Genomic DNA, 25,524 nt, shown 5'->3' with positions numbered 1-25,524 from the left:
TCTGTTCTCTCACATTTCTACAAGCACCTTAAAGTAATCGCCCGGGATCTCGGAAAAGGCAAACGCCTGCTCCACCTCGTCCAGCGGATACACCTTGCTGACGAGCGAAAGGAACTCCTCATTCAGCGCGCCGCTCTTCAGCAATTCTACCGCGCCGATAAAACTGTACTGAGAATGGATGCGGACGCCCTGCATCCGCAGTTCGCGTGAAAACATCGTCGACAAGTCGACCGGATACGGCTCCCGCGTCATGCCAACAACCATCACCATGCCGCCGATCGCCGTATACTGTACCGCCGCCGTGATACCCGGCTTGCTGCCGGAGACTTCATAAGAGACATGGAAGCCTTTTCCGTCGGTCAACCCCATCATCTGCCGGTCAAAATCCGCATCCAACGGATTGACCGTTTCAAAACCCAGCTTTTCCGCAAACTCCCGGCGGAACGGATTGATCTCAGAGATGACGACCTTGCGCGCGCCCGTGTGCCGCGCGACCATAGCGATCAGCATGCCGATCGGCCCGCCGCCGATGACGAGCGCGGTCTCGCCGACCTGCAGACCGCTACGGCGCACATCGTGCACCGCCACCGCCACAGGCTCGGTCAGCGCCGCCAATCGAAGATCCATATCTTTCGGGATCTTATACATTTTGCGGGTCAGCACCTTGACGTATTCGGCAAACGCGCCGTTGCAGTGCGCTCCCATGAAGCACAGATGCTGGCAGACATTGTCATGTCCCTGCGCGCACGGCTCACAGTTTCCGCATGAGAAAAATGGCTGCGCGACCACCAGATCGCCCGGTGCGAACGCATCGGCGCCCACGCCTTTCGCCTCCACCAACTCGCCGACGAATTCATGCCCCGGCACGACGGGGAAAGTAGCGGTTGGATGCTGCCCGTGCAGCACATGCAAATCGCTGCCGCAGATGCCGCAATAGCGCACCTTGATCAGCGCTTCCCCCTCGCCGACCGCCGGAAGGCCGATCTCCTCAAGATGGATGCTGCCCGGCTCTCTGATCACTGCTGCTTTCATATGGTTTCTACCCCTTCCTTGCGACTGCTCGTTTAGCCGCCGCCGCGATATCCTTAGCGGTCATATGCATCGTGCGTTTCAAATACTCCACATCGCCCACCTCGCCGAACCGATCCTGCACGCCCACGCGCTCCAGCGGGCAGCATACAGTCGAGGTCAGCACCTCGGAAACCGCCGAGCCCAAACCGTTTATCACATTATGGTTTTCAGCCGTGACGATCGCGCCTGTTTTCTTCGCCGCTTCCACAACCGCGTCCTCATCGACCGGCTTGATGGTAAAAATATTGGAAACACCGGCGTCGATCCCTTCCTGCCCCAGCAGGTCAGCGGCGCGCAGCGCGTCCGCGACGCAAATTCCGGTCGCAAAAATTGTTACATCCTTGCCGTCACGGAGTTTAGCGGCTTTGCCGATCTCAAAGGTCGAGCCGTCACGGTAAATCTTTTCCGATTTTTTGCGGGACAGGCGGATATAAAACACGCCGTAAAGGTCTTTGGTCTGGCGCATCAGGTCGGCCAGCATGACCGAATCCGTGGGTTCCAGGATTGTCACGTTTGGGATGCAGCGCATCATGCCCATATCCTCAAACGGCATGTGCGTGCCGCCGTTGGTGGCCGCAGTCACGCCCGGGTCCGAGCCGATGATACGTACGTTTAAGCGGGCATACGCCGCGGACAGGAACACCTGGTCCATCACCCGGCGCGTGGCAAAGGTGCCAAAGGTATGCGCGAACGGGATAAGCCCGGTTGCCGACATGCCCGCGGCCACGCCGATCATATTGGCTTCCTGAATGCCGCAGTTAACGGTGCGCTCGGGATGTTTTTTCCAAAAGTCCGTCATGCCGATGCTATTGATGATGTCCGCGTCCAGATACACCACACGGTCATCCTTGCCGGCCAGTTCTTCCATGACTTCGGCAAACACCGCGCGCATTTCCTGCTGTTCTTCCGCGATGGCGCTTTCCAGTTGATACATGCCTCACGCCTCCTTTCCCTGAAGCCTGTCGATCTCGCGCTGCAGCGCACCGACCGCCTCCTCATACTGTTCGCCCGTAAACTTCATATGGTGGTTATAAAACACATCTTCGGCAAAGGTACAGCCCTTGCCTTTTTCTGTCTGCAATACGATCATATGCGGTTTGTCTGTTATTTTCTTGGCGCTTTCGATCGCGGCAATGATTGCCTCGACATCGTGACCGTCCACCGACTGTGCGTCCCAGCCGAAATCGGCAAACTTCTGCCGAATGTCGCCCAGATCGCAGATATCCTTGGTATAGCCGTCGAGTTGCTTCTGGTTGCAGTCGATAAACGCAATCAGATTGCCCAGATTCTGCTGATGCGCCCATAACGCGCCCTCCCAGACCTGCCCTTCCTCGCTCTCGCCGTCACCCAGCACCAGATAGGTGTAGCTGTCCTTGTTTTGGAAGCGGTTGCCCCAGGAAACGCCCAGTGCGGTCGACATCCCCTGTCCCAGCGAACCGGTCGACATATCGACGCCGGGCGTCAGGTTTCTGTCGCAGTGGCTTGGCAGGCGCGTGCCGGGCTGGTTGATGGTCGTGATCTCCTCTTCCGGAAAGAAACCGCGCAGTGCCAGCGCGGCGTAAAGCGCCGGGCCGCAATGCCCTTTGGAAACGACCAGCCAGTCGCGCTCCGGCCACGCGGGGTTTTTCGGATCAATTTTCATCATGCCGCCATACAGCACCGCCATCAGGTCCGCCATACTCATAGAGCCGCCGATATGTCCCGCGCCAAGCTTACTCAGCCCGCGAAGCGCGGTCATTCGGATCTGCGCCGCAAAGATTTGCAGTTCCTTTGTCGTCTTCATCAAATCCCTCCGTTCGCGTCAGTAGCAGGCGTTGTAAATGTCGATCATTTCCGCGCGGCTCAATTCGACATAGTTATTCTTCAAAAGACGTTGCTGCCCTTCGATCACGCTGTCTGCAAAAACGGGGAATTCCTCCAATGTCATGCCGTATTCACGCAGCGGTTTGCGCGGCAGAATTTTCTCCATCAGCGCATAAAGCGTTTCGAGCGCTTCGCCCGGCTCCACTTCAAGTGCTCTGCCGAACAGCGTTTCCAGCTGCGTCAGCTTGCCTACCGGCTTTTTCTCCCGGTATTTGCGCAGTACCTCGGCGAACATTAATTGATTGGCCTCGCCGTGTGGAATATGGTACTTGCCGCCAAGCGGATAACTCATCGCATGGACAGCGGCGCAGCCTGCATAGCCGAACGCGATACCCGCAAAATTGGAGGCGACGAGAAATTCCGCTGTCTTATCTTTCCAGCTTTCCGCCCCGTTTTCCGCGACATATAAGTATGCTTTCACAATCATCTCGATCGCTTTTTCAGAAAATATCTCACTGTGCGGAATGGCTTTGGGCGAAAGGTAAGACTCTACCGCATGGATCATCGCATCGATAGAACTGGTTGCAAAAAACCGGTACGGCAGCGTGCTCACCATCTCAGGGATGAGGACCGCGCTGTCCGCATACATCGTATCGAGCGCGAGGCCTTTTTTGGTCTGCAAATTTTTCAGCTCGCAGATCGTCACGTTGGTGACCTCGGAGCCAGTGCCGCAGGTAGTCGGGATGACCGTGAGGCTGCGCGACTTATGCGGCACAACGCGGCCCATGAAAATGTCTTCGGTAGACCAGCCGCCCGTGAACGTCAGCACCTTGGCAATATCGATCACCGTGCCGCCGCCGACCGCGATAATGCGCGCCGTGTCCTCCGGGATGTCGGCACGGATCGCGTCGATCATCTGATCGTTCGGCTCACCCGCGCCGTATTTCTCCTGAAAAAGCACATGGCATGGCACGCCGACCGGTTTGATAAACGGGTCAAAAATAAATTCATTTGTGATGATGAGGTCGTTAGCCTGAAGTGTTTCCTGCACGGCAAATTCTGCAAAGCTTTGATAGCCCTTGATCTGGGGGTGCAAAACAAAATGATACATGGTAGCCTCCTTATTCATCAAACTGCTGATACTGTAATCTTATCACCACAGAGTCGACATGTCAATTGTATTGTATACAATTATATATTAATAATTTTATATATTTTTCATTTTACAGAATTTCGTTTATATTACTGTCAACAGCCGCGCTTATAGGTAAAACAGAGCGGGCTACCGCCCGCCCTGCCGCCGATTATTTACAGTTTTCTTCCTTGCCGCTCTCCACCGAATGCAGCCCCGCGCAAACCATGGCATAGCTTTTAAAATTGTCCTCCAGCGTTGTTTCCGGTACGGTATCCTGTTCGATGCAATCCATCATCATATGGAACCCGTAGGCCATCTCCGTATGCGCCATCTGCGGTTTATCCAGTTTTACGCCCTGCTGCGCGCCCGAAACCATCACAACCGCATCGTTTTTCCGATGCTCAAAGAACCAAACGTCATCGTTCGCATCCAGCGTTAGGCAGCCCTTGGAACCGGTAATTTTAAAATCGCCGTCCCACGAGGTCTCACAGCCGCGCGCTGCCCATGAACCGGTATAGCTCACCCGCACGCCGCCGTCCAGCGTCATGACCGCGTCGGTGGACGGACGGCCGTCAAACAGCGACCAGCTTGGCCGGTAGCTGCGGCAATAGATGCTCTTACAGTTCTTACCCGTGAAAAAGCGGATCAGATCAAAATGATGGATGCAGACATCCTGCAGCAGCGGCTGTTCCAGCCCCGCGCGATAACCCTGCAGATCCTCCTGTTTGCGGAATGTGACCTCGACCGCCTCCACGTCGCCGATCATGCCCGCGGCGATTGCGTCACGAATCGCCTGATTGTGCGGACGCCAGCGATAATTTTGGGACGCCATAAATTTCAGGTGTGGATATTTGGCTTTGGCTTCCAGCAGCCGCTCAGCCTGCTCAATATTCATAGCGAGCGGCTTTTCTGTAATCACATTCATGCCGTGCGCAAGCGCCAGGGTATCCGCCTCAAAGTGCAACACACCTGGAATGACGATGATCGCGATTTCTGCTTTGGTTTCTTCAATCGCTTCGCGAAAATCGGTGAAACACATGTTTTCCGGCACGTGATACTGCTCCGCGACCTGTTTTAGTTCCTGTTCCGCCCCCGCCACCCCGGCCAGCTCACAGCGGTCGGTCTTGGTGATCAGTTCCATCCAATTGCGGCCCCAGAAGCCGAGGCCTAATAATAATACACGATGTTTCATACAATCGCTCTCCCAATCAATCATTTATTTGCGCGCCGCATTCGCTGTCCCGTCCAGTCAGGATGTCCAAGGCATGATCGAGCTGCGGCAGCACGTAGGACAGGTTTTCGCGCACCGCTTTGGGGCTGCCGGGCAGGTTGATGATCAGCGTGCGCCCCCGCGTCGCCGCCACGCCCCGGCTGAGCATCGCCCGGCCCGTCACGGCAAGGCTGTTCATGCGCATCGCCTCCGCAATCCCGGGCGCCTGCCGCTGAGCAATGTCCAATGTGGCCTCCGGCGTTACATCGCGCGGCGAAAGCCCGGTGCCGCCCGTTGTCAGGATCAGATCGGCGCGCTGTTCATCGCATAACCGCCGCAGTTCCTCACGCAGCATACGCCGCTCGTCCGGCAGCACAAGGTAAGACTTGACCGTATAGCCGTGCTCCTGCACCATATCCCGGACTGCTTTACCGCTCAGGTCTTCCCGGCCGCCCGTATAGGCGGTATCGCTGGCCGTGATGATTGCAACCCGGTACGTAAACCGCTCATCCGACATGCATTTCATCTCCAACCCGTATCACGCCGCCTTTGACCACGCACGCGAAAACACCCTCACGCGGCATGATACAGTCACCGACCTGCTGGTAAATCGCACAATGCTGGTGGCATTCTTTCCCGATCTGCGTCATTTGCAGCACGGCGCCGCCCACGCGCAAGACGGTGCCGACCGGAAGCGAACGGAAATCGATCCCATCGACAACCAGGTTTTCACCGAACGCGCCATATTCCACCCGCGCACCGCGCGAGCGAAACTCCTCTATCCTCTGATTGGACAACAGGCTTACCTGCCGGTGCCATTTGCCCGCATGCGCGTCCGCTTCAATGCCATAATCCTGGATCAGCTGCGCCTGCGCCACCGGTTTTTTCTGAATTCCGCGCCGGTCGCTGATACAGATTGCTTTTACGGTTCCCATTGCTTCCGCCTATCCTCCTATCGATACCATAAACCGCGCTTCATCGTTTGGCTGCGCGCAGCCAAAATGATGGCCGTCCGGTTTTTCTTCCAGCGCTTTCCCAATGCACGCGCAAATTGCCTCGTCGCTCGCGCCTGTCCGGATCATGTCGCGCAGATTCACTGCCGCCCTCTGGTGCAGGCAGGTTTTCAAGCCGCCATCCGCCGCTAAACGGACGCGGTTGCAGGAATGGCAAAATTCATCGCTGACCGCGCGAATAAAGCCGATTTTCCCCGAAAAGCCTTTCAATGCGCAGTACTGCGCCGGACCGTTGCCGAGGCTCCCGTCAAACGGAGTCAGTGCGCCGTAAGCCGTTTCCAGCATCGAACGCAGCTGTTCAAACGGCATTGCCGTATAGGCCGCACCGCAGCCAATCGGCATCAGTTCGATAAACCGTACTGCTGTCACCAGTTCACGCGCAAGTCCGGCGAGCGGCACGACATCCTGTTCGTTAAGACCCATCAGCGGCACGCAATTGATCTTGACCGGCAATCCTGCCGATGACGCACGCCGGATCGCATCGAGCACACGCTCCAGCCCATCCGACCGTGTGATGCGCGCAAACCGCGCCGGCTCCAGGGTATCCAGACTGATGTTGACCGCGTCCAGCCCGGCGTGCAGCAGCGCGTCCAGATGCTGCGCGAGCAGGACGCCGTTGGTCGTCAGCGTGATCTGCTCGATGCTACCGACCTCCCGCAGCGCGCGAACCAATTTGACCATGCCAAGCCGCACTAGCGGTTCCCCCCCGGTCAGCTTGATCTTGCGGATGCCCAGTTTGGAAAAGCAGGCGGCCAAACGCGTTAATTCCTCAAACGTGAGGATCTGCTCGTGAGGCAGCGGCTTGACCCCTGTCTCCGGCATACAGTAAACACAGCGCAGATTGCAGCGGTCAGTCAGTGAAATGCGCAGATAATCGACCAAACGGCCCCGTCCATCCCACATGTTACCGCGCCTCCTCCCGCCAAAGTGATCTTCCGGCTCTCAAATGCTGCGAATCAGGCCGCCTTCCGCACGGATCGCCGCACCGTTGGTTGCGGCGGATAGCTCGGAACAAAAATACGCCACCGTATCGGCGATCTCTTCCACCGAGGTGATGCGCTGCAAAAGCTGGCTCGGCTCATAGGTGACAAAATACTCCCGAATCGCCGTATCAAGGTCTTTGCCCTCCCGCGCGGCGCGTTCGGTTTGATAAGCCGCCGTGTTTTCCGTCCAGGTAAGACCGGGCAGCACGGTATTGACGCCGACCCGGCTTCCCTTAGTCAGTTCGGCCAAGCCCCGGCCGAGGCCGATGACCGCGGTTTTGGATACGCTGTAATGGATCATATCCGTAAGCGGCTTGATGCCGCATTCGCTTGCGATAAGTACCATACGCCCCGCGTTCCGTTCCAGCATCCGGGGCAGGTAATGTCGTGTCAAGCGCACCATGCTGAGCAGGTTGGTGTTCAGCATCCAGTTCCATTCCTCGTCGCTGATCTCGGCGTAGGGCGTACCTTTATAGGTGCCCATGTTGCAGACCAGCACGTCAAGCGGTCCGTCCGCATCGACCGCGTCCATGATCTGCCGCGCACCCTCGGGCGTGGCGGCGTCGCCAAGCGCCATGCGGCAGTCGCCGTACTGCTTGAGCTCTTCGCAGGTCTTTTGCAGGCGCTGCGCGTTTCTTCCGTTAATATATACCACCGCGCCTTCGCGGAGCAGACGGGATGCGACCCCTTTTCCGATGCCCGCGGACGAGCCGGTTACAAGTGTGTGTTTCCCCGATAATTTCAGATCCATATTATCCTCGATTCTCTATTATCGGCAGACATAGCCGCCGTCCACGATCAGATCTGCGCCCGTCGTATAGGACGAAGCACCGCCCGCCAGATACAGCACCGCGCCCACGAGTTCTTCCGGTTTGCCCATCCTACGCATCGGGATCAACGGAAGCCAGGCGTTTTTCAGTTCTTCCGGTGTGTCGACCGACATTGCAGTCGCCGTATACCCCGGGCTGATGGAGTTGACACGGATGCCGTAATCCGCCCACTCGACCGCGAGCGAACGGGTCAAATGCAGCACCGCCGCTTTGGATGCATTATAGGAACACTGCCACTGCGGCACATTGACGACCGTGCCCGACATCGAAGCATTGTTGATAATGCTGCCATGGATACCGTTTTCGATCATCAGTTTCCCCGCCGCGCGGGAAACGATATAAGTTCCGTTTAAGTTCACATCAAGAACATGCTTCCATTCGTCGAGCGTTGCCTCAACCGTCGGTTTGTGGATGCAGATGCCCGCGTTGTTGAACACCACATCGACCGATCCCGACCGGCGCAACACTTCCGCAAGCGCGGCATCAACCGCCGCTTCGTCCGACACATCGGCCGCGATATGGTACGCGCGCCCGCCTGCCGCGGCAATCTGTCCGAGCGTCTCCTTTGGCTCAGAACGGCACAGGATCGCAACCTCCGCACCGGCACGCGCAAGACCCAGGGCGACCGTCTGCCCAATGCCCCGGCTGCCGCCGGTTACGACCGCAACCTTACCCGAAAGCCCAAACAACTGCTGAAGATAATCCATTTCTGTCCGCTCCTTTACTGCACCGGCTGGCCGGTGTGAATATTCAGGCCGCCGGACACTTCCAGATTAACGCCGTTGCACGAGGTCGATTCGTCGGAAGCGAGAAAATACATCGCCTTGGCGACTTCGTCGGGCGTGCAGATACGTCCGAGCGGATTGGCCCGGTTAAATTCCTCGACCACCTCGGGCGGGTTGGCAAGAAACATCGGCGTGGCGCAGGCCGCCGGGCAGACATTGTTGACACGGATGTTATATTTGCCGTAATCCAGTGCCATCGCGCGCGCCATATTGACCGCAGCGCCTTTCGCACCGTTATACGCCGCCATGTTATAGTCCCCGCACATGCCCGATACCGAGGCGGTGTTCACGATTGTGCCGCCGCCGTTTTCAATCATATAGGGCACAAAGTGCCGCGCGGTAAGGTAGATAGCTTTGACATCCACATCGAACACGCGCTGCCAATCCTTTTCCGAAACCTGGTGCAATTCTCCGCCGACAAAAATTCCAGCGTTGTTGATGATGCTGTCGATCCCGCCGAACTCCCGCATCGTGTAGTCATACAAGCGCGAAACCTCTTCATCGCTCGCCACGTTGCACGCAAAAAAGCGGAACGTGTCCCGATGACCCGCCTGTGCGAGTTCTGCAAGCAGCTTTTCGCCCGCCGCCTGGTTGAGGTCGGCGCCCATGACCTTCCAGCCGCGCGCCAAAAACAATTTGACCGCGCTGAGGCCCATGCCCGACGTCGCCCCGGTGATTAAAACCCGTTTCATCTAAGAAGACTCCTTTACTTGACCACGCTGTGCCGGTCGCTGCGGTCGACCGTAAAGTAAACTGCGGCGATCATGAGCAGGCCGAACACGATGTCCTGATAGTACGAGGTGATGCCGACCATATTCAGGCCGCTTAGCAGCATGTTATAAATAAAGCAGCCAATCAGCGTCTGCACCAGTCCGCCCTTGCCGCCGGTCAGTGCCGTGCCGCCCAGCACGACCGCCGCGGTAACCGCCATATTCATGGTCGCGCCGATGGTCGGCAGGCCGCTGCGCAGCTTAGCTGCGAGCACGATGCCGCCGAGCGCCGCACACGCGCCGCACACTGTAAAGATCAGCAGTTTCGTGCGGTTGACGTTCACACCGGCCACCGCCGCCGCGCGCTCGTTGACGCCGACCGCAAAGGTGTTTTTGCCAAAGCTGGTTTTCGTCTGCACCAGATAGAAAACCAGCAGCAGGATCAAGGCCAGCACAAACGGCAGCGGAATGATACCGAACGCGGAACGCGCCCAATCAATCATCGGCCACTGTGCTTTTTTGATCTGGATCGGGCTGGAGCCGGATATGAGATAAGCGGCCGTCTGCCAAGCCCCCATCGAACCGAGTGTCGCAATAAACGACGGGATCTTCAGATAGACCACCAGCAGGCCGTTGATGAAGCCCGCCGCAATGCCCATGACGAGCGCCACCAGATAAGATGTGTATCCCATCGTCGGCAGCAATACCGCGACAATGACCGTAGCCGTTGAACAGATCGCGCCGATCGACAGATCGATCGAGCCGACCAGCAGCACAAAGGTCACACCGATGCCCATTACCAGATAGGGAACGCTGTCGGTCAGCAGGTTTTTCAGGTTGCCGGAGCTTACAAAGTTAAAATTAAACAAGGTAAATACAATAAAAATCACAACGGCGGCAAACACGCGGATCCATGTGCCCGCCTGACGCGATTTCAGTTTTTCTCTAAGCGCTGTTGTGTTCATGCGTAAGACGCCTCCCTTTTTTCTGTCACATCATGCCGCGGACGATTTCGACCTGTTCCGGCTTGCTGCCGACCTCACAGACAAATTCCTTGGTTACCAGGCCGTCTTTCATCGTCAGAATGCGGCTGCTCAGGCCGATACATTCGTCCAGCGTATCGCCCAGCACAATGACCGCGATATCCCGCTCTGTGGCGTCCCGAATCAGATTATAGATTTCCTCTTTCGCGCCCACGTCCACGCCGCGCGTCGGATGGTTTAAAATGAGCACTTTGGCGTCCGCTGTCAGCGCGCGGGCGAACACGACCTTTTGCGCGTTGCCGCCGGATAAGCTGTTCATATCCGAATCCATGCTTGAACAGCGGATCTTCATATCCTTGATCCAAAAATCCGTTTTTTCCCGCTGCTTCTTTTTGGAGAGCAGCCCGTACTTCCGGAAAGCCTTGTGGTTTGAGATCGTAATATTCTCCACGATGCTCAGGCTGCCCATCTGCCCTTCTTCACGGCGCTCTTTCGGAATGGACACAATGCCCGCGTCCACCGCCTTGCCTGCCTGCGGGAAACGGGCCGGCTGACCATCTACCAGAATTTCGCCGCTGGTGTTCCCCTCGATGCCGGCAAGCACGTCGCAAAGCTCTTCCTTGCCCGCGCCGACCACGCCGCAGATCCCGAGCACCTCGGCTTTATGCAGCTTGAAGCTGACATGCTGGAAGCTGCCGTACAGCCCAAGATCACGCACTTCGAGCACCACGTCGTCTTTCGGTTTCGCCTGCCGGTTTTCCTTATAATACTGGTCGCTCGATGTTTTGCCCACCATGCGTTCATACAGCACGTCCTCGCTGAGCTCGTCGTGGTGCAGCATGCCGACACCGCGGCCATCCTTAAACACATAGACACGGTCGCAGATCTCAATAATCTCGTCAAGACGATGCGACACAAAAATGACTGCGTGCCCCTGTGCCGCAAGCTTCCGCATTTCACCAAACAGCTGCTGGATCTCGTCCGCGCTGAGCACTGAGGTCGGCTCGTCGAGCAGGATCATGGATTTATTGGCCGGGTCGCCCGTCGTCGCGTTTGAGATGACCTTGCAGATCTCGATCATCTGGCGCGTGGCGAAATCATAATCATTCACCTTGCGCGATGGCTTGATGCCGCTGATCGAATGTTCCTGAAAGACCGCCTCCGTGTCCCTATACATTTTGGACCAATTCACAAGCGGCCCCATGCGGTATTCCCTCTCGCGTCCGAAAAAGATGTTTTGCCCTACCGTCAGGTTGCCGATCAGCGCCTGTTCCTGAAACACCATGCCAACACCCTGCTGCATCGCCTCTTTAGGCGATTTTGGCTCAAAGGGTTTGCCATGCATCTTCATTGTACCGTCGGTCTGCGTCTGCACGCCCTGAATGATTTTCAGAAGCGTCGATTTACCCGCGCCGTTTTCACCGACAAGACCGATGATCTCACCCTCGTACACCTGCATATCAATCCCCTGGAGCGCGAGGGTCGCCGGAAAGCGCATTTCAATATTTTCAGCTTCAAAAAGCAGTTTTTTCTCACTCAAAATCATTCACCTCTTACTTGCTGACGACACGGCGTCCGCGGACAGAGGACAGCGCCACCGCGGCCAGTATGATAACGCTCTGGATGCCGGTCTGGATGTCGGGCGCAACGCCCAGCAGCACCAAGCCGTTGTTTAGTTCAGTGACGATCAAAACGCCCAGCAGCGTATTGAGCACGCCGCCCTTGCCGCCGGTCAGTGCCGTACCGCCCAGCACGACCGCGGTCATTGCCGGGAACAGGTTGTTTTTACCAATCAAAATCGTGCCCATGCCGAGACGTGACGCGCCCAGCACACCAGCCAGGCTGATCATTGCACCCGACCAGATAAACGCCTTGAGCTTGACGGCCGTAATATTGACGCCCGTCATCTTCGGGATAGACTCATCGTTGCCGATGGCAAACAGATACCGGCCGAACGCCGTGTATTCCTGCAAAATATACGCGACCGCAAACATGGCGAAGCTGATCCACGCAATGTACGGAATGCCAAGAAAGCTTTGAAGCGCAAGATTTCGAAAGCCCTCATCCATTATGTTCGGCGCGACCGCGCCGGTGATGGCTGTCGCGGCACCCATGGCGATGCCGGAAAACCCAAAGCTCACCATAAAGGAGGGGATGCGCGCTTTCACATGGATCAGACCGATCAGCAAGCCGATCAGACAGCCAATGCAAATCGCCAGCACCACGCCGAGCACGCCGAGGTTCATGCTGTTCATCGTGTTCATCACCAGCATGCTGACCGCGCAGCCGCCAAGGCTCATCACGCCGTCAACCGATAGATCTATGCAGCCGATCAAAATGACAAACGTGATACCAAGTGAAATGGCAAGCGGCGTTGCGGTTTGTCCCAGCATTGTCAGCACGTTTTCCACTGAGGCGAACCCGGGCGCCACAATTGAAAAAATAATGAACAGCCCGACCAGCACGCATACCGGCACCAATTGAATAATCTTATCTTTTCGGTTCTGCCGTTCGATTTTCTGCACAAATTGATCGGCGACCGATGCAGCAGGCGCATTTTTCATCGCCATAAATATTCATCTCCCATGCTATCAATTTCAAAGCCCAGATAATATATCTGCCGGAGTATTTCATCCGGCAGATACAAATTTCCTATCTTAAAGAAGTGATCAGGCGGCGGGGATATCCATGGGCTTCGCAAAGCCGCCAAAGCTCTCGCTGTAATCCAGCGTGGGCTTGCTGTCGATATATTCCGCTACAAACTGCTCTACATTGTCCCCGCTGACTGTAATTGCATTGGTATAGTACGCACGCTTTTCCTGATCGCAGGTTTCGGTATCCAGCTCGCCCTTATAGGCATGGTAAGCAGTGGCAACGCCGTAAGCGCCCTGGCACCAGCCGTTGGAATAGCAGGTTGCCAGCATATCGCCGCTCTGAATCGCCGTGATTGCATCCGGAATACCGTCAAAACCGATGATCTTGATGTCGTCCGAGGTCTTGCCCTTGGCTTTCATGCCCTCGATAACCGCCAGCGCCAGCGAATCGTTCGCACAGCAGATACCGTCCATCTCATCGCCGTATTTGGTCAGCCAGGTCTGCGCAATATTCAGGCCGGTCTGCGGATCCCAGTTGCTTGCCTGCTGATCCAGAACTTCTACGTTCGGGTATTCTTCAAGAGCCTTTTGCCAGCCCGCAAGACGCTCGTCGGACGCGTCGTTCGCCACTGCGCCTTCAAGCAGTACGACCTTGCCGGTCTTGTCCGGGAAGCTCTCGAACATCACCTTGGCCGCCTCATAGGCGCCCTGGGTATTATCTACGGTCTGGTGCGCCGCATAATATTTGTAATCCTGCGGATAAACGTCTTCCGCCATCGTCCATGTGCTCGTCCAGTAAACGCCGGCATCCTCGCAAAGCTGCGCGATTTCCGCGTTGATCGAAGCCGACTGCGGGTCGACATATAGGACACAGTCCTTGCCGCCGCGCGCGAGGAACGATTTGATATCGTTGACCTGCTTCTGCTCGTCGCTGTGGTGCTCCATTGTAACAACCTCAGTGCCCGGCGTTGCTTCACTGAACGCCTTGACCGATTCAACCAGTTCTACGTAATACGGGTTATCCAGTCCGCGGATGGACAGGCCGATCAAGCAGGTTTCGCCTGTTGTGCCAGCCTCTTCGCCTCCGCCGTTGCCATTATCCGCCGGTGGTGTGTTATTACCGCCGCAGCCTGTCAGCACCGTTACCATCATGGCAGCCGATAGCAATAACGCAAATAGCTTCTTCATAAAGTACACTCTCCTTTTTTCCTCTGTGGTTGTGTGATACGCCACACGCCTCTGCGCATCTGGTTCTGCAACACTGCCGTGATTTAGTCGACGTTAATTTATAATCGTCTTATATTTGCATGTATTGCATACAATTATATTAACAACCCCTTTGTTTCTTGTCAATAATGAACAGCCCGTGAATTTCAACAATATTATATATTAATTTTTGTATGCATATTTTTTTATTTGCTTTTTTCTTGTTATTTAATTGACAAATTTAATTTTATTGTTATTATTAAATTGTAGTATAAATTAGAAATTGTATTTCAAACTCTTTATCAACGCACCACTTTTATATGAGGATACGATTATGTCAAAAAACCGCAACTCTTTAAGCCAACTTGCCTATGATCATATTTTAGAGCTGATTATGACCAAACAGCTCTGCCCGGGTGACCGCATTGCGGAGGTACGTATCGCTGAAGAATTCGGCATCAGCCGGACGCCCGTACGTACAGCGCTGCGCCATTTAGCCAACCAAGGGCTGGTGGACATTGCGGCAAACCGTTTTGCTACAGTCGCTACTTATTCGCCAGATACGGTCCGTGATATCGGCATGCTGCGCATCTCACTGGACAGCATTGCATTTAAGCTGGCGCTGCTTTATGGCAACCACGCGGATTTTCTGCATCTTTACGAAATCGCGGAGAAATGCCGTACGGCCATGGAGCAGAACGATCAATGGAGCCGCCGCACTGAGGATTGCAACTTTCACTTGGAACTGGCGAAAATCAGCCACAACAAGCTTCTTGTGAAATACCATACCGAGCTTTACCTGCGCATGCAGTTCATCCTGTTGTACCATACGGACGCCGTAGTAAACACGCAGCGGCATGTGGAGCAGCATTTTGAAATCGTTTCCGCGCTGATGAACCATGATGAGGCACTTGGATTGGAAATTTTGACCGACCACCTCAGCAGCTTTTATCTGCTCGACCAGTACTTCCCACGAAATTTCCTCTACAACCTGCCATCCGATCTTAAGCTTTGATCTGCTTCCTCTATGTTCTCTTTTCTGGCGCAGGGCATACGTCATATGGCGTATGCCCTGTGTTTTCACAAAAAGCAGCTCCTGTTTCGTCACAGGAGCTGCTTTTTATTATACATTTGTGGCTTTGCGGTCGGATAAGAAGCCGGTGCCGCCAAGGTTTACCCGCAGGCCGTGCTGCTCCGCGATCCCTTTACAGCGCTCGATCCCTTGCTCATTGTCTTCTTCCATGTCCGCAAGCGCATAGGGAATACCCGCCAGGCTGTATTTCCCCGCGCCAAACTGATGGAACGGCAGGATATGCACACCGTTCACCGTACGAAGGCTGGATACGAAATCCATCATCGCCCCAAACTCTTCCGCTGTGTCATTCACGCCCGGGATCAGCGGCACACGGATGACGACATTATCGTGCAGATCTGTGACACGACGCAGATTCTGCAGGATCAGATCATTTGACACACCCGTCCATTCCCGATGCCGTTCCGTGTGGAAAAGCTTCATGTCAAATAGGAACGTATCGGTGACCGGTACAAAGCGCTCCACGACCTCCTGCGGCACCAGCCCTGCCGTTTCCACCGCCGTTGTAATGCCCGCTTGCACGCAGCGGCTGAGAAGCTCCCAGTTAAAGTCCGGATAAACCAGCGGTTCGCCGCCGCTGATGGTCACGCCGCCGCCGCTGTTTTTATAAACGATTTCGTCCCGCATGATGTTTTCAAACAGTTGATCGACCGTCATCGCCTGCGAACTGAGCTTGCGCGCCAAAAAATAGCAGGCGTCACAGCAGGCGCCGCACTGGTCGCAACGCGACGCGTCCGTGACCAGCAAGCCATCCTCGCCCAACGTCAGCGCGTGGTTGGGGCAAACTTCGAGACAGGAACGGCAGCCCGTGCACAACTCGGGATTATACAGCAATATGGGTTTAGCGGAAATTGTCTCCGGATTCTGACACCATCGGCAGCGCAGCGGACAGCCTTGAAAAAAGACCGTCGTGCGAATACCCGGGCCGTCGTGCACGCAAAAACGTTGGATCTCCGAAACATATGCTTTTTTCATTGCACCACTTCCACCGGTTTATCTGGAAAACCGTTTGATGATATTATCCTGCTGTGCAGGCGCCATTGCGATAAAATAGGCTGATAGGCCGCCCATACGCACACGCAGGCTCTTATGGTTTTCAGGATGGATTTTTGCGTCCTTCAGATCCTCGACATTCGTGCTGGTGATCGTCAGGATCTGACCGCCCAGATCGCAGAACGAGCGGATTAGGTCAGACATGCGCGCGATACCCGCCTCGCCGACAAATTCATTGGAATTGACCGCGATATCCAGCGGTGTGCCGCAATAAAAGCGCAATAAGTCCGGTTTGGTGATGCTTTTGATCGCGGCAGTCGGCCCCTCGACGTCCTGTCCGGCCACCGGCGAGTAGTTTGGTGCCAGAGCGTCGCCAAAGCAGCGTCCGTTCGCGGACGCGCCGATATCGCGGCCCAGTACGGCGTAATTTTCAAAGGTGCCGATGCCGCAGGAGAACATCAGGCGATCCTGCTTCTCGCGCCAAGAAACCACGCGCGTCTCAAAATCGTGCAGCAAGCGCACGGCAATCTCGTCTACATAATCGTTGTCGTTTCCAAACTTGGGCACTGCGTTCATCAGCATGGCGCGCAGCTTCTCCGCGCCTTTCCAGTTGTTCTTCAGCGCTTCGAGCAGCTCGGCCATCGTGACCTTTTTCTCCTCGAACACCATCTTTTTAATTGCCGCCAGTGCGTCGACCGTGTCGGCCAGACCGGTCGCGAGAATCAGATGAAAGATATACCGCGCGCCGTCCTGGCTGATATCGCGGCCTTTTTTCACACAGTCGTATGTAATGGAAGAAAACAGCGGGTCCGGCGCGATCATATAGGACAGGCCGAAGTTTTCCAAACGGCGCTCACACTGGAAGTCGATACGGTCGTCCATTTGGCGTACATACGCCTCATACAGCTCGTCAAAGCTCTGGAATGCCAGCGGGTCGCCGGTATCCAAGCCTTCCTTTTCACCGTTGTTCAGGCTGACGCCCCGGAACAGCACATGTTCCAGACACCGCAGGTTCATCACATGCGCATAGCTGAAATGGCTTTTGCCGGAAATCAGCGTTTCCCAGCAGCCGTCGTTGCAGTATTCGCGCGCCTCTTCCAAAGGAACCCCCTGTTCAACAAAGCCGGGGATGATCGCTTCGTCGTTATAAATCATCGGTTCGCCCTGTCCATAGCGCAGCACCGCGCCCAGCAGCTCCAAAAAGCTCTGCGGCGTGTTTTTGTGAACGCGCGCACCCATCGTCGGGAACAGGAGCTGCATCGAATGCATAATGTCGATGAGCAGATAGGAGATATCGTTCGTGGCGTCGGTTCCGTCCGGATGCACGCCGCCGACCATGCAGTTCATCAGCCAATCGTTGCCTGACTGTCCATAGTTAAAGTTGGCCTCGCTGTTGATATCCTCGTCATCCTGCCACATCAGCGCGCGCTGGGCGAAGCCGCCCGTGCCGTTGATACGGCTCTGCGCCTCCTCGTCATTCAGTACAACGCCCTGCGAAAACAGGCCGAAGCTGAAATGGTTTTCCGCCTTTTTGGTATCGATGATCACGCGTTCGTTACACTTGACCAAAAAGCTGCCCAGCAGATCGACAGCCTGCTCTTTCGTCAGCCTGCCCGAATCAATATCCTTTTTATAAAACGGATAGAGATACTGATCCGCGCGGCCCAGCGGGATAAACTCGCCGCCGCTGTTGACGATTGCATAGGTAAACCAATACGCCTGCAGCGCCTGCTGCAAGTTCTGCGCCGGAAACTCGGGTACCTGCTGGCAGGTGTGGTAAATATCCATAAGTTCTCTGCGGCGGATATCGTCCTGCACAGTCTGCGCCTGTTTGAGTGCTTCCGCCGCATGACGGTGAGAAAACTCGACCAATGCGTCCAGCGAGATCAGCATGGCGCGGTATTCGTTGACCGCCATTTCGTCCGGCTCTGCGCTGTCAAGCTGCAGCTGCAGCGCCTCCTCTACCTCGGCCTTGACGCCGGTCACGCCCTGAGTCAGGATTTTGTCAAATGCCGGGGGATGATGTCCCCACAGTGAGCACTCGTCCAGCTCATACCGTGCCGCAAGCTCGCCCTCGTCCTTGGTATAGTATTTGGGCAGTACGCTGCCCCAGCCGACGCTGTTTTGGTTCGGCCGGCCGACGATCAGCTCATCCGGCTTGATTTCCGCGGGAAGATAGCGGCAGATATGCTGCTGCGCATATGCCTTGCGGACGACCAGCGGATCGTCCTTCATAAATTCGTTTCCGGTGATATCCAGAATATTGACATTCTGAAAATGCCATACACCCGGGTCATGGTATTCAATGTTAAACAGGCGGTCCTTCAGTTTTTCCAATCTCGGAGTCAACTGCAACACTTGATATCCCTCCTTTTGCTGCAAATAAGCTTGCTTATGGTGATGACGATGTGTGGGAATCATCATCTATTTGGCTATCTTCATTTTATCGACTTTATGTCGACTTGTCAATCGATTTATATTATATTTATCTTTTTGTATTATATATTGAATTCTTTAATATTTCTTTTGGCATATTTGACAATCGCACGTCGATTCTATTGAAAAGGTTGTCAAAGAAAAGGGCGCAAAACCGATTGCCGTATACTGCCCAAACCGTTCCCTGCCGCCCAACAGCACCTCGACCGCCAGCCCTGCCTGCATACTGCCAATCATGCCGGCCGAGGCGCCCAACACCTGCGGCGCCCCGGCATTGCCGATCGCGCCGCCCGTCATGCAGCCAAGGCACGGCCCGCCGGGTGCGGCTGCAAGCACAAACCCGTCAGCGCCGCCGACGCCGCCATCGATCACCGGGATACCCTGCGAAAGCGCTGCGTGTTCGATCAGATACCTCGCCTCCATTGAATCCACGCAGCAAACCACTAAGTCGCTTCCCGCGCAAAGAACGCCCGCCCGGTTCTCATCCGCAGCCTCCGCGAAAGTCTCAACATGCAGCTTCGGGTACGCCTGCCGCAACCGATGGCCTGCCAAAACAGCCTTGCTTTTCCCCACTTCATCAGGATGATACAAAAACTGCCGGTTTAAATTGCTCTCGCTGACGGCATCGCCATCCACAATGCGTATCGCCCCCACGCCTGCCGCCGCCAAATACACAAGCACCGGGCAGCCAAGGCCGCCTGCGCCAATCACCGTCACGCGCGCGTTTTGGAGACGCGCCTGACCCGCCGCACCGGTCAGCTTGATTTGCCGTTCAAATCTCATCGCTGTCTCCAATCCGACGTACCGGGTCGCCCTGCGCGATCCAGCCGCTTTCCAGCACCTCTGCAAACGCCGTTTCCCGCGAGAGCGCGCAGATCTCGCCCCTTTGTGCGGCCGCACAGCCCGTATAACAGCGTTTCCCGCGTTGTGTCAGCCGCATGATGCTGCCGCCAGCTTGTAGGACAGTCCCCGGCAAAAGCAGGTGTTCCGACATGCCCGCGATCCGAATATTTTCCTGAAACTTTTTGGCGCATAAGCCGTCCGGCGGCATCGCTTGGCTCGTTTCCGTAAACCGCAGGCACACCTGCCGCTTTCCCGGTCCGCTGTGCACATCATTTTGAACGCCATGCTGCGCTTGGCAGTATAGCCGCTGTACGCGCTTTATTGCCGCTCCCTTTTCTTCCTGCACCTGCAAGCAAATCACCCGCGCTTCCACGGCTTTCCCTCCTGTTTTCATAAGCTGCGAATTTCTCCAATACCGCGCACGGTATAGCCGCCCAGCACGGAAAGACGTTCCTGCAGCCAGTCGGACTGCAAGCCTTTGATAAACCGCAGCACGCGCGGGTCTTCCAGATCGGCGGTGCGAACAGCAAAATCATACTGTTCCTCGCAAACCGGGACAAACCGCAGCCCTAGCGCCTTTGCGGCGGAATACACGCCCAGTCCGGTGCGGCACATGCCGCTTTGCACCGCGCTCGCCACCGCCATATGGGTATTCCATTCCCGGCGATATCCATCGACTGCGCCCGAATCAATATTTTGCAGCCGTAAATGATAATCCAGCAGCAGACGCGTTCCCGCGCCACGCTGCCGGTTGGCCAGCGAAATTTCCGGCTGTACCAGCTCCGCGAACGATATGGTCTCCAAGGGATCTTCCGCTCTCAGGTAAAACCCTTGTACGCGCCCGACTCCGCGAATGATGCTGTAATCGCCCGCGCCAAGCACCGCGCGCGCCAGATTTTCATTATATCGGCCGGTATCCTCGTCTAAAATGTGGATCGGAGCCAAATGACACTGGCCGTTTTTCAGCGCGAGCAGGCCATTCATGCTGCCCACATGCACGCTTTTAAGCGGCACACGTTCCCGCAATTCGTCCAGCATCAAATCATGGCTGCCGATTATTTGCAGCGTTTGTCGCAGCTCTTCGGCAGGTTCGGTCAAAACGACCTCGACCGCTGCCCCCGCTTCAAGCCCTTCCAGCTGCTGGGGAATGGTCAGCACACCGTCCGCCCGCACCACGCTCATGATCGAGGCCGCGCCCCGTTCGAGCGGCGCGGCAGTCCATTCGCCGCCGATCCAGCCCACGCTGACGCGGATCAGCTCTTCATGCCGCAGTGCCGAAACCACCCGCCGCACCAAACGCGCTTTTACCTTTTTTTCGCACGTTCCCGGCCGGAGCAGCGCGCGCAGGCACTTTTGAAACATCAGGTAGGCCGCCACGGGGTATCCCGGGATACCCAGCACCGGCTTGCCCCGCGCTTCCCCCAAAACCGTAGGCTTGCCCGGACGAATGGCCAGCCCATGCGCATACACGGTGCCTGCCGCTTCGATCGCCGCGCGCGTGAAATCCCGCGTACCGGCCGAAGACCCGGCGTTGATCACCACAATATCGCACTCGTCCACTGCCTGCGAAAGCGCGCGGGACAGCTCGTTTTGGTCACCCCGGACGATTGGATAACGCTTCGCCTCGGCGTCGTATTCCTCCGCCAGCGCGGAGAATACATGGGAATTGTATTCAACCAGCCGCCCCTGCCGCAGCTCGTCCACATGTTCGACCAACTCATGCCCCGTTGGGATAATGCCGATCATGAGCCGCCGCCTCACGTTGAGCGTTTCCACACCGCCCGCCAGCAGCGCCCCAATGTCAATGGGGCGGATACGGTGCGCGGACGGCAGAATCATTTCGCCGCTGACCACGCTTTCCCCTACCGCGCGCACATGCTGCCACGGAAAGGACGGTGTGATCAGCCGCACCCTGCCCCCGCCGGCTTCTACAACATCCTCAATCATTACCACGCTGTCATAAGGCTGCCGGATGGGATCGCCGGTATTGACCGGTGCATACTGTCCTTGCTCCAGTGTCATCGGCGTCGTCTCGGAGGCGCCCACCGTATCCGCCGCACAGACCATGATGCCGTCCATCGCCGCCGCGTGATAGCATGGGTCGGACACCCGCGCATAGCAAGGTGCGGCGGTCACCCGGCCATGTGCACGCACGGTTTCTATGCTTTCCGCGTCTTCCCAAGAAAACCGCGCGGCATATGCTTCGATCGTCTGCTCCGCGTCGTAATTTTCAATATACCGGTTGTTTTCCACGTGCTATCCTCCTAAAACAATATCATCTCGCTGAGCTGTCCCTGGCGAAGCCCCTCCTGTTCGGGAGGGATGCACAGATAACCGTCAGCCTGCTGCATCGTGCGGATATGGCTGGATTTGCTGTGAACCGGCTCCGCCCAAAGCGCATTTTCCCTCGGAAACAGTCTGGCAAGAAGCATCACCTGCCGTCCGGGCGAAGCGTGCACATCCTCCGACAGCCGCACCGTCAAACGGCGGCGCGTATCCGCGCTTTGCCGCCTACGCCGCCAGTAAGCCGCCGCCACTTCGGAGAATACCATCATCGCTGCCGCCGGATGCCCCGGCAGGCCGATCACCGGCACGCGCCCCAACCGTCCGACGATAGTCGGCTTTCCGGGTTTTGCGGCCAGTCCGTGCGCCAGCACGTCTCCATCCGGTATTTCCTCCAACGCACGGACCGTATAGTCTTTTGCACCCGCCGAGCTGCCGCCCGAAATCAGTACCATCTCGCTGTCCGCCGCCCGGAGCAGCGCTTCTTTTAAATCCGGCAGGCTGTCCCCCGTGCGCTGGACGGAGCATACCTGCAAATCCTGTTCCGCGCAAAGCGCTTCGAGCGCTGTTGAATTGCAGTCGTAAATGCAGCCCGGTGCAAGCGCGCTGCCTGGTTCGACCAGCTCGTCTCCCGTTGAGATCAGGGCTATGCGCGGCCTTATCTGAACCGTTGTCTCCTCCAGTCCGCACGCCGCAAGCACCGCCGCCGTCCGCGCGCCGATCCGCGCGCCCCGTGCGAGGATCACCTCGCCTGCCGCCGCATCCTCCCCACAGAGCACCGTGTTTTCACGCGGCGACACTGCACGGCCGACCGAGACCCAGTCCTGCGCAAGCTGTTCACAATACTCTTTCATTACGACCGCGTCGGCTCCTTCAGGCAACATGCCGCCGGTCGGAATCAAAGCCGCGCCGCCCGCGGCAACATCCGTTTTGGCTTCGCAGCCCATTTGCACTGCGCCACACAGGCGTAGCAAGGTGGGCGCTTGCTCGGAAGCGCCAAACGTATCACTGGACTGCACCGCGAACCCGTCCACAGTTGAACGGCTGAATGGCGGAAGCGCGCTGGCAGCAAGGTGGTCGCTCGCTGCAATACGCCCGACGCTGTCCGCCGCGCGTACCCGCTCGCGCGCGCTCCACACCTCGCCATTGATCCCAAGCAGCAGCTCAATCGCCTGTGGAATAGACACGATCTGTAAAAAATTCATTTTCCGCCCTGACCTTTCCCTTATCCAAACAAATCACGCAGTCGGCCAGCCGGAGCGCCTGTTCCCTCGAATGAGTGGAAAACAGGATGGTGGCATGCTTTTGCGCCCTATAAGTGCGCAAAGCTTCTTCGATGCATGACATTGAAGCCAGATCGATGCCCGCAGTTGCTTCATCGAGCAGCAATAGCTCCGGCTCGGCCGCAAATGCCCGCGCCAGTGCGGTTTTCTGCGTCTCGCCGCCGGACAGCCGGCGCGCGTTTCGCTCCGCAAGGGCGTCTATCCCAAGCACGCGCATCCATTCATCCGTGCGGCGGACGATCTCCTTTTCCGGTTCTTTCCGCAGCCGCAGCGGATACCCAATGTTTTCCCGCACCGAGCAGTTAAACATATAGGGTGTCTGGTGCACCAGTGTCACGCCTTTTAAATATGAACCGCACGCTTTGCCGCCGTAATCGATCTTTCCCGTCCAGCCGGGCAGCACGCCGGCTAGAATACGGAGCAGCGTCGATTTCCCCGCGCCGTTATCGCCCCACAGCGCCGCCATTTTCCCGTCCGCGATCTCCAACGCCGGTATATCAAGCACTTTCCGTTTGCCATAAGACATCTGCAAATTTTCAATCCCGACTTTCATCGCCGCTTCGCTCCTTGAAAGAATACACGATCCAGTTCAGCGCCAGCGCCGCCGCCAGCAGCACCAGTCCCAGCGCGATCGACATGCTGTAATCCCCCATCGAATTTTCCAGCGAAATCGCGGTGGTGATCACGCGTGTCTGGCCGCGGATATTGCCGCCCACCATCATAACACTGCCCACCTCGGAAAACGCGCGACCGAATGCAGAGGTGAAAAACACCAGAAAGTCCCCGCGCATCTCGCGTAATACGGCCGCCAGCACCTGCCTCCGTCCCGCTCCAAGCGTCTGCGCGGTCTCCCGGATCATCCGCCCTTTTCCTTTCACCGCCGGATAGGCGAGCCCCAGCAGCAGCGGCGATACCAGCAACATCTGCGCGAACACCATGGCGGGCTTCGTATATAATAAGGAAAGTGAACCCAGCGGTCCCCGGCGCGATAAAAACAGGCAAACAAGCAGGCCGATAAGGATACTGGGTACGCTCATCAGCGTACCCAGTATTTTTGAAACCGTTTTTTCACCCCGGAAAGAGGACAGCCCCAGCTGAACCGACAGCGGAAACATCAGCACTGCCGCCAGCACTGTTGCCAGCCCGGATACCGCGACTGAGCGCAGCACGATCCCCCAGAATTCCGGATCGCCCCCCAGAATCAGATGGACGGCGGATACCAGCCCCTCCCATAAATAGGCCATGACGCTCCGCTCCCGTCAGCCCTTGGCGTTCGGCGTGAACAGTGATTGGCCATAGGTATCCTTGCCAAATTCCGCAATGCGGTTCTGTGTGGCGTCGCTGATCATCCAATCGTAAAACGCCTTGGCACCGTCGTAATTGATCTGGTCGTTTTTCTTCGGATCGACCGTCATCACACCGTACTGGTTAAACATATTCTGATCGCCCTCGCAGACAATGGCCAAATCGAGGTCATCCTGCATAGCGAGGTAGGTCGCGCGGTCAGAAATGGTATATGCCTGCTTCTCATCGGCCATCTTGAGCACATCGCCCATGCCCGCGCCGGCCTCGATGTACCAATCGCCCTCGTGCGCCAAGTCGCCCCACAGCTTGAGCTCCTTTTTATGCGTACCCGAATCATCCGCACGGGAAACAAAAGGCGATGCAGTCTCCGCGATTTTTCCCAGTGCGCCGGCAGCATCGCTGCCAAACGACGCGGCAATCCCGGCGGGATCACTCTCCGGGCCGACCAGAATGAAATCGTTATACATCACCTGGTTTCGTTCCACGCCGTTCCCCTCGTCCATAAACTTCAGTTCCGAGGCCGTATCATGGACAAGCAGCACGTCGGCTTCCCCATCCACGCCCATCTGGATCGCCTTTCCAGTGCCAACCGCGATGATCTTGACCTCGATACCCGTTTCTCCGGTAAACTCCGGCAGCAGCACATCCAGTAGGCCGCTGTCCTGCGTGCTGGTCGTCGTCGCCAAGATAATGGACTGTTTTTCCGGCGCTTGTGTACCCGTATCCTCCGGCGCCTCCGGCGTCTGTGCATCGGACGCTCCCTGTCCGCAGCCCCCCAGTATCAGCAATGCGGCCAGCGCCGCCAGCAGTCCCTTTTTGTTTTTCATGTTTTCTGACACTCCCCAAAAGATCTTTTTATTTTACAGGTCCGGACTCAGCCATTCCTATAATGACAGAATGTGATTTATGGATACGTATAAACTCCAAATTCCCGTCATTGATCTTTTGCGGACGCAGCAATCGGC

The 25,524-nt window shown here is 56.6% G+C and carries 25 protein-coding genes; 1 reads left to right on the top strand and 24 read right to left on the bottom strand.

Annotation, left to right across the window (positions count from 1 at the left end):
- Positions 1–9: 9 nt before the first annotated feature.
- From SO058_RS06850 to SO058_RS06780, 15 genes are all read right to left on the bottom strand, one after another.
- Positions 10–1,032, bottom strand: a complete 1,023-nt coding sequence (locus SO058_RS06850) for a zinc-dependent alcohol dehydrogenase (protein WP_320842246.1) — start codon at positions 1,030–1,032, stop codon at positions 10–12.
- Positions 1,033–1,039: 7 nt separating this feature from the next.
- On the bottom strand, positions 1,040–2,005 hold the full coding sequence (locus SO058_RS06845; protein ID WP_320842245.1) for a transketolase family protein: 966 nt from the start codon (positions 2,003–2,005) through the stop codon (positions 1,040–1,042).
- Positions 2,006–2,008: 3 nt separating this feature from the next.
- Positions 2,009–2,854 carry a transketolase gene (locus SO058_RS06840; RefSeq protein WP_320842244.1) on the bottom strand — a complete coding sequence of 282 codons (846 nt, stop codon included), beginning with the start codon at positions 2,852–2,854 and terminating at the stop codon, positions 2,009–2,011.
- An 18-nt stretch (positions 2,855–2,872) separates the two neighbouring features.
- Positions 2,873–3,985 carry a 4-hydroxybutyrate dehydrogenase gene (locus SO058_RS06835; RefSeq protein ID WP_320842243.1) on the bottom strand — a complete coding sequence of 371 codons (1,113 nt, stop codon included), beginning with the start codon at positions 3,983–3,985 and terminating at the stop codon, positions 2,873–2,875.
- Positions 3,986–4,178: 193 nt separating this feature from the next.
- Positions 4,179–5,201, bottom strand: a complete 1,023-nt coding sequence (locus tag SO058_RS06830) for a Gfo/Idh/MocA family protein (RefSeq protein WP_320842242.1) — start codon at positions 5,199–5,201, stop codon at positions 4,179–4,181.
- 16 nt (positions 5,202–5,217) lie between these two features.
- The gene (locus SO058_RS06825) at positions 5,218–5,736 is read right to left on the bottom strand and encodes a MogA/MoaB family molybdenum cofactor biosynthesis protein (protein WP_320842241.1); all 519 of its coding nucleotides are present in this window, start codon (positions 5,734–5,736) and stop codon (positions 5,218–5,220) included.
- On the bottom strand, positions 5,726–6,154 hold the full coding sequence (locus SO058_RS06820) for an MOSC domain-containing protein (RefSeq protein ID WP_320842240.1): 429 nt from the start codon (positions 6,152–6,154) through the stop codon (positions 5,726–5,728). Before SO058_RS06820 ends, SO058_RS06825 begins: the two co-directional genes overlap by 11 nt.
- Before the next feature lie 9 nt (positions 6,155–6,163).
- Positions 6,164–7,135 (bottom strand): GTP 3',8-cyclase MoaA, encoded by a 972-nt coding sequence (gene moaA / locus SO058_RS06815; RefSeq protein ID WP_320842239.1) that lies wholly within the window; start codon positions 7,133–7,135, stop codon positions 6,164–6,166.
- Between the two features lie 39 nt (positions 7,136–7,174).
- On the bottom strand, positions 7,175–7,966 hold the full coding sequence (locus SO058_RS06810) for an SDR family NAD(P)-dependent oxidoreductase (RefSeq protein ID WP_320842238.1): 792 nt from the start codon (positions 7,964–7,966) through the stop codon (positions 7,175–7,177).
- 18 nt (positions 7,967–7,984) lie between these two features.
- Complete coding sequence (locus tag SO058_RS06805; RefSeq protein ID WP_320842237.1) at positions 7,985–8,752, bottom strand: SDR family oxidoreductase; 768 nt, start codon at positions 8,750–8,752, stop codon at positions 7,985–7,987.
- Positions 8,753–8,766: 14 nt separating this feature from the next.
- The gene (locus SO058_RS06800; RefSeq protein WP_320842236.1) at positions 8,767–9,522 is read right to left on the bottom strand and encodes an SDR family NAD(P)-dependent oxidoreductase; all 756 of its coding nucleotides are present in this window, start codon (positions 9,520–9,522) and stop codon (positions 8,767–8,769) included.
- 14 nt (positions 9,523–9,536) lie between these two features.
- Positions 9,537–10,505: an ABC transporter permease gene (locus SO058_RS06795; protein ID WP_320842235.1), complete on the bottom strand. Its 969-nt coding sequence runs from the start codon at positions 10,503–10,505 to the stop codon at positions 9,537–9,539.
- A 25-nt stretch (positions 10,506–10,530) separates the two neighbouring features.
- Positions 10,531–12,063: a sugar ABC transporter ATP-binding protein gene (locus SO058_RS06790; protein WP_320842234.1), complete on the bottom strand. Its 1,533-nt coding sequence runs from the start codon at positions 12,061–12,063 to the stop codon at positions 10,531–10,533.
- A gap of 13 nt (positions 12,064–12,076) precedes the next feature.
- Positions 12,077–13,093: an ABC transporter permease gene (locus tag SO058_RS06785; protein WP_320842233.1), complete on the bottom strand. Its 1,017-nt coding sequence runs from the start codon at positions 13,091–13,093 to the stop codon at positions 12,077–12,079.
- Positions 13,094–13,192: 99 nt separating this feature from the next.
- Positions 13,193–14,305, bottom strand: a complete 1,113-nt coding sequence (locus tag SO058_RS06780) for a sugar ABC transporter substrate-binding protein (RefSeq protein WP_320842232.1) — start codon at positions 14,303–14,305, stop codon at positions 13,193–13,195.
- Positions 14,306–14,657: 352 nt separating this feature from the next.
- On the opposite strand from SO058_RS06780, the gene SO058_RS06775 reads away from it, so the two are divergent.
- Positions 14,658–15,338, top strand: a complete 681-nt coding sequence (locus SO058_RS06775) for a GntR family transcriptional regulator (protein ID WP_320842231.1) — start codon at positions 14,658–14,660, stop codon at positions 15,336–15,338.
- Between the two features lie 108 nt (positions 15,339–15,446).
- Here SO058_RS06775 and SO058_RS06770 read toward each other — a convergent pair whose 3' ends face one another.
- The 9 genes from SO058_RS06770 to SO058_RS06730 form a co-directional block, all read right to left on the bottom strand.
- Positions 15,447–16,391, bottom strand: coding sequence for a glycyl-radical enzyme activating protein (locus SO058_RS06770; protein ID WP_320842230.1), 945 nt, complete (start codon positions 16,389–16,391; stop codon positions 15,447–15,449).
- Between the two features lie 18 nt (positions 16,392–16,409).
- Positions 16,410–18,767: a pyruvate formate lyase family protein gene (locus tag SO058_RS06765; protein ID WP_320842229.1), complete on the bottom strand. Its 2,358-nt coding sequence runs from the start codon at positions 18,765–18,767 to the stop codon at positions 16,410–16,412.
- A 156-nt stretch (positions 18,768–18,923) separates the two neighbouring features.
- A complete protein-coding gene (locus tag SO058_RS06760; protein WP_320842228.1) occupies positions 18,924–19,628 on the bottom strand; it encodes a HesA/MoeB/ThiF family protein in 705 nt (234 codons plus the stop codon).
- On the bottom strand, positions 19,618–20,061 hold the full coding sequence (locus SO058_RS06755; protein ID WP_320842227.1) for an MOSC domain-containing protein: 444 nt from the start codon (positions 20,059–20,061) through the stop codon (positions 19,618–19,620). Before SO058_RS06755 ends, SO058_RS06760 begins: the two co-directional genes overlap by 11 nt.
- Positions 20,062–20,078: 17 nt before the next feature.
- Positions 20,079–21,941 (bottom strand): molybdopterin biosynthesis protein, encoded by a 1,863-nt coding sequence (locus SO058_RS06750; RefSeq protein WP_320842226.1) that lies wholly within the window; start codon positions 21,939–21,941, stop codon positions 20,079–20,081.
- An 11-nt stretch (positions 21,942–21,952) separates the two neighbouring features.
- Complete coding sequence (locus SO058_RS06745; RefSeq protein ID WP_320842225.1) at positions 21,953–23,176, bottom strand: molybdopterin molybdotransferase MoeA; 1,224 nt, start codon at positions 23,174–23,176, stop codon at positions 21,953–21,955.
- Positions 23,136–23,807: an energy-coupling factor ABC transporter ATP-binding protein gene (locus SO058_RS06740; RefSeq protein WP_320842224.1), complete on the bottom strand. Its 672-nt coding sequence runs from the start codon at positions 23,805–23,807 to the stop codon at positions 23,136–23,138. The genes SO058_RS06745 and SO058_RS06740 overlap by 41 nt, the downstream gene beginning before the upstream one ends.
- The gene (locus SO058_RS06735) at positions 23,791–24,498 is read right to left on the bottom strand and encodes an ABC transporter permease (RefSeq protein ID WP_320842223.1); all 708 of its coding nucleotides are present in this window, start codon (positions 24,496–24,498) and stop codon (positions 23,791–23,793) included. The genes SO058_RS06740 and SO058_RS06735 overlap by 17 nt, the downstream gene beginning before the upstream one ends.
- A gap of 15 nt (positions 24,499–24,513) precedes the next feature.
- Positions 24,514–25,386 (bottom strand): substrate-binding domain-containing protein, encoded by an 873-nt coding sequence (locus SO058_RS06730; RefSeq protein ID WP_320842222.1) that lies wholly within the window; start codon positions 25,384–25,386, stop codon positions 24,514–24,516.
- Positions 25,387–25,524 lie beyond the last annotated feature (138 nt).

It is taken from the genome of Agathobaculum sp. (genome assembly GCF_034098985.1).
Taxonomy (GTDB): Bacteria; Bacillota; Clostridia; order Oscillospirales; family Butyricicoccaceae; genus Agathobaculum.
This window is presented reverse-complemented; position numbering and strand designations above follow the sequence as displayed.

Bases quoted from the DNA above. Each gene is read 5' to 3' on its own strand.
- SO058_RS06850 (WP_320842246.1), bottom strand. From the start codon at position 1,032: ATGAAAGCAGCAGTGATCAGAGAGCCGGGCAGCATCCATCTTGAGGAG.
- SO058_RS06845 (WP_320842245.1), bottom strand. From the start codon at position 2,005: ATGTATCAACTGGAAAGCGCCATCGCGGAAGAACAGCAGGAAATGCGC.
- SO058_RS06840 (WP_320842244.1), bottom strand. From the start codon at position 2,854: ATGAAGACGACAAAGGAACTGCAAATCTTTGCGGCGCAGATCCGAATG.
- SO058_RS06835 (WP_320842243.1), bottom strand. From the start codon at position 3,985: ATGTATCATTTTGTTTTGCACCCCCAGATCAAGGGCTATCAAAGCTTT.
- SO058_RS06830 (WP_320842242.1), bottom strand. From the start codon at position 5,201: ATGAAACATCGTGTATTATTATTAGGCCTCGGCTTCTGGGGCCGCAAT.
- SO058_RS06825 (WP_320842241.1), bottom strand. From the start codon at position 5,736: ATGTCGGATGAGCGGTTTACGTACCGGGTTGCAATCATCACGGCCAGC.
- SO058_RS06820 (WP_320842240.1), bottom strand. From the start codon at position 6,154: ATGGGAACCGTAAAAGCAATCTGTATCAGCGACCGGCGCGGAATTCAG.
- moaA (WP_320842239.1), bottom strand. From the start codon at position 7,135: ATGTGGGATGGACGGGGCCGTTTGGTCGATTATCTGCGCATTTCACTG.
- SO058_RS06810 (WP_320842238.1), bottom strand. From the start codon at position 7,966: ATGGATCTGAAATTATCGGGGAAACACACACTTGTAACCGGCTCGTCC.
- SO058_RS06805 (WP_320842237.1), bottom strand. From the start codon at position 8,752: ATGGATTATCTTCAGCAGTTGTTTGGGCTTTCGGGTAAGGTTGCGGTC.
- SO058_RS06800 (WP_320842236.1), bottom strand. From the start codon at position 9,522: ATGAAACGGGTTTTAATCACCGGGGCGACGTCGGGCATGGGCCTCAGC.
- SO058_RS06795 (WP_320842235.1), bottom strand. From the start codon at position 10,505: ATGAACACAACAGCGCTTAGAGAAAAACTGAAATCGCGTCAGGCGGGC.
- SO058_RS06785 (WP_320842233.1), bottom strand. From the start codon at position 13,093: ATGGCGATGAAAAATGCGCCTGCTGCATCGGTCGCCGATCAATTTGTG.
- SO058_RS06780 (WP_320842232.1), bottom strand. From the start codon at position 14,305: ATGAAGAAGCTATTTGCGTTATTGCTATCGGCTGCCATGATGGTAACG.
- SO058_RS06775 (WP_320842231.1), top strand. From the start codon at position 14,658: ATGTCAAAAAACCGCAACTCTTTAAGCCAACTTGCCTATGATCATATT.
- SO058_RS06770 (WP_320842230.1), bottom strand. From the start codon at position 16,391: ATGAAAAAAGCATATGTTTCGGAGATCCAACGTTTTTGCGTGCACGAC.
- SO058_RS06760 (WP_320842228.1), bottom strand. From the start codon at position 19,628: ATGAGATTTGAACGGCAAATCAAGCTGACCGGTGCGGCGGGTCAGGCG.
- SO058_RS06745 (WP_320842225.1), bottom strand. From the start codon at position 23,176: ATGAATTTTTTACAGATCGTGTCTATTCCACAGGCGATTGAGCTGCTG.
- SO058_RS06740 (WP_320842224.1), bottom strand. From the start codon at position 23,807: ATGAAAGTCGGGATTGAAAATTTGCAGATGTCTTATGGCAAACGGAAA.
- SO058_RS06735 (WP_320842223.1), bottom strand. From the start codon at position 24,498: ATGGCCTATTTATGGGAGGGGCTGGTATCCGCCGTCCATCTGATTCTG.
- SO058_RS06730 (WP_320842222.1), bottom strand. From the start codon at position 25,386: ATGAAAAACAAAAAGGGACTGCTGGCGGCGCTGGCCGCATTGCTGATA.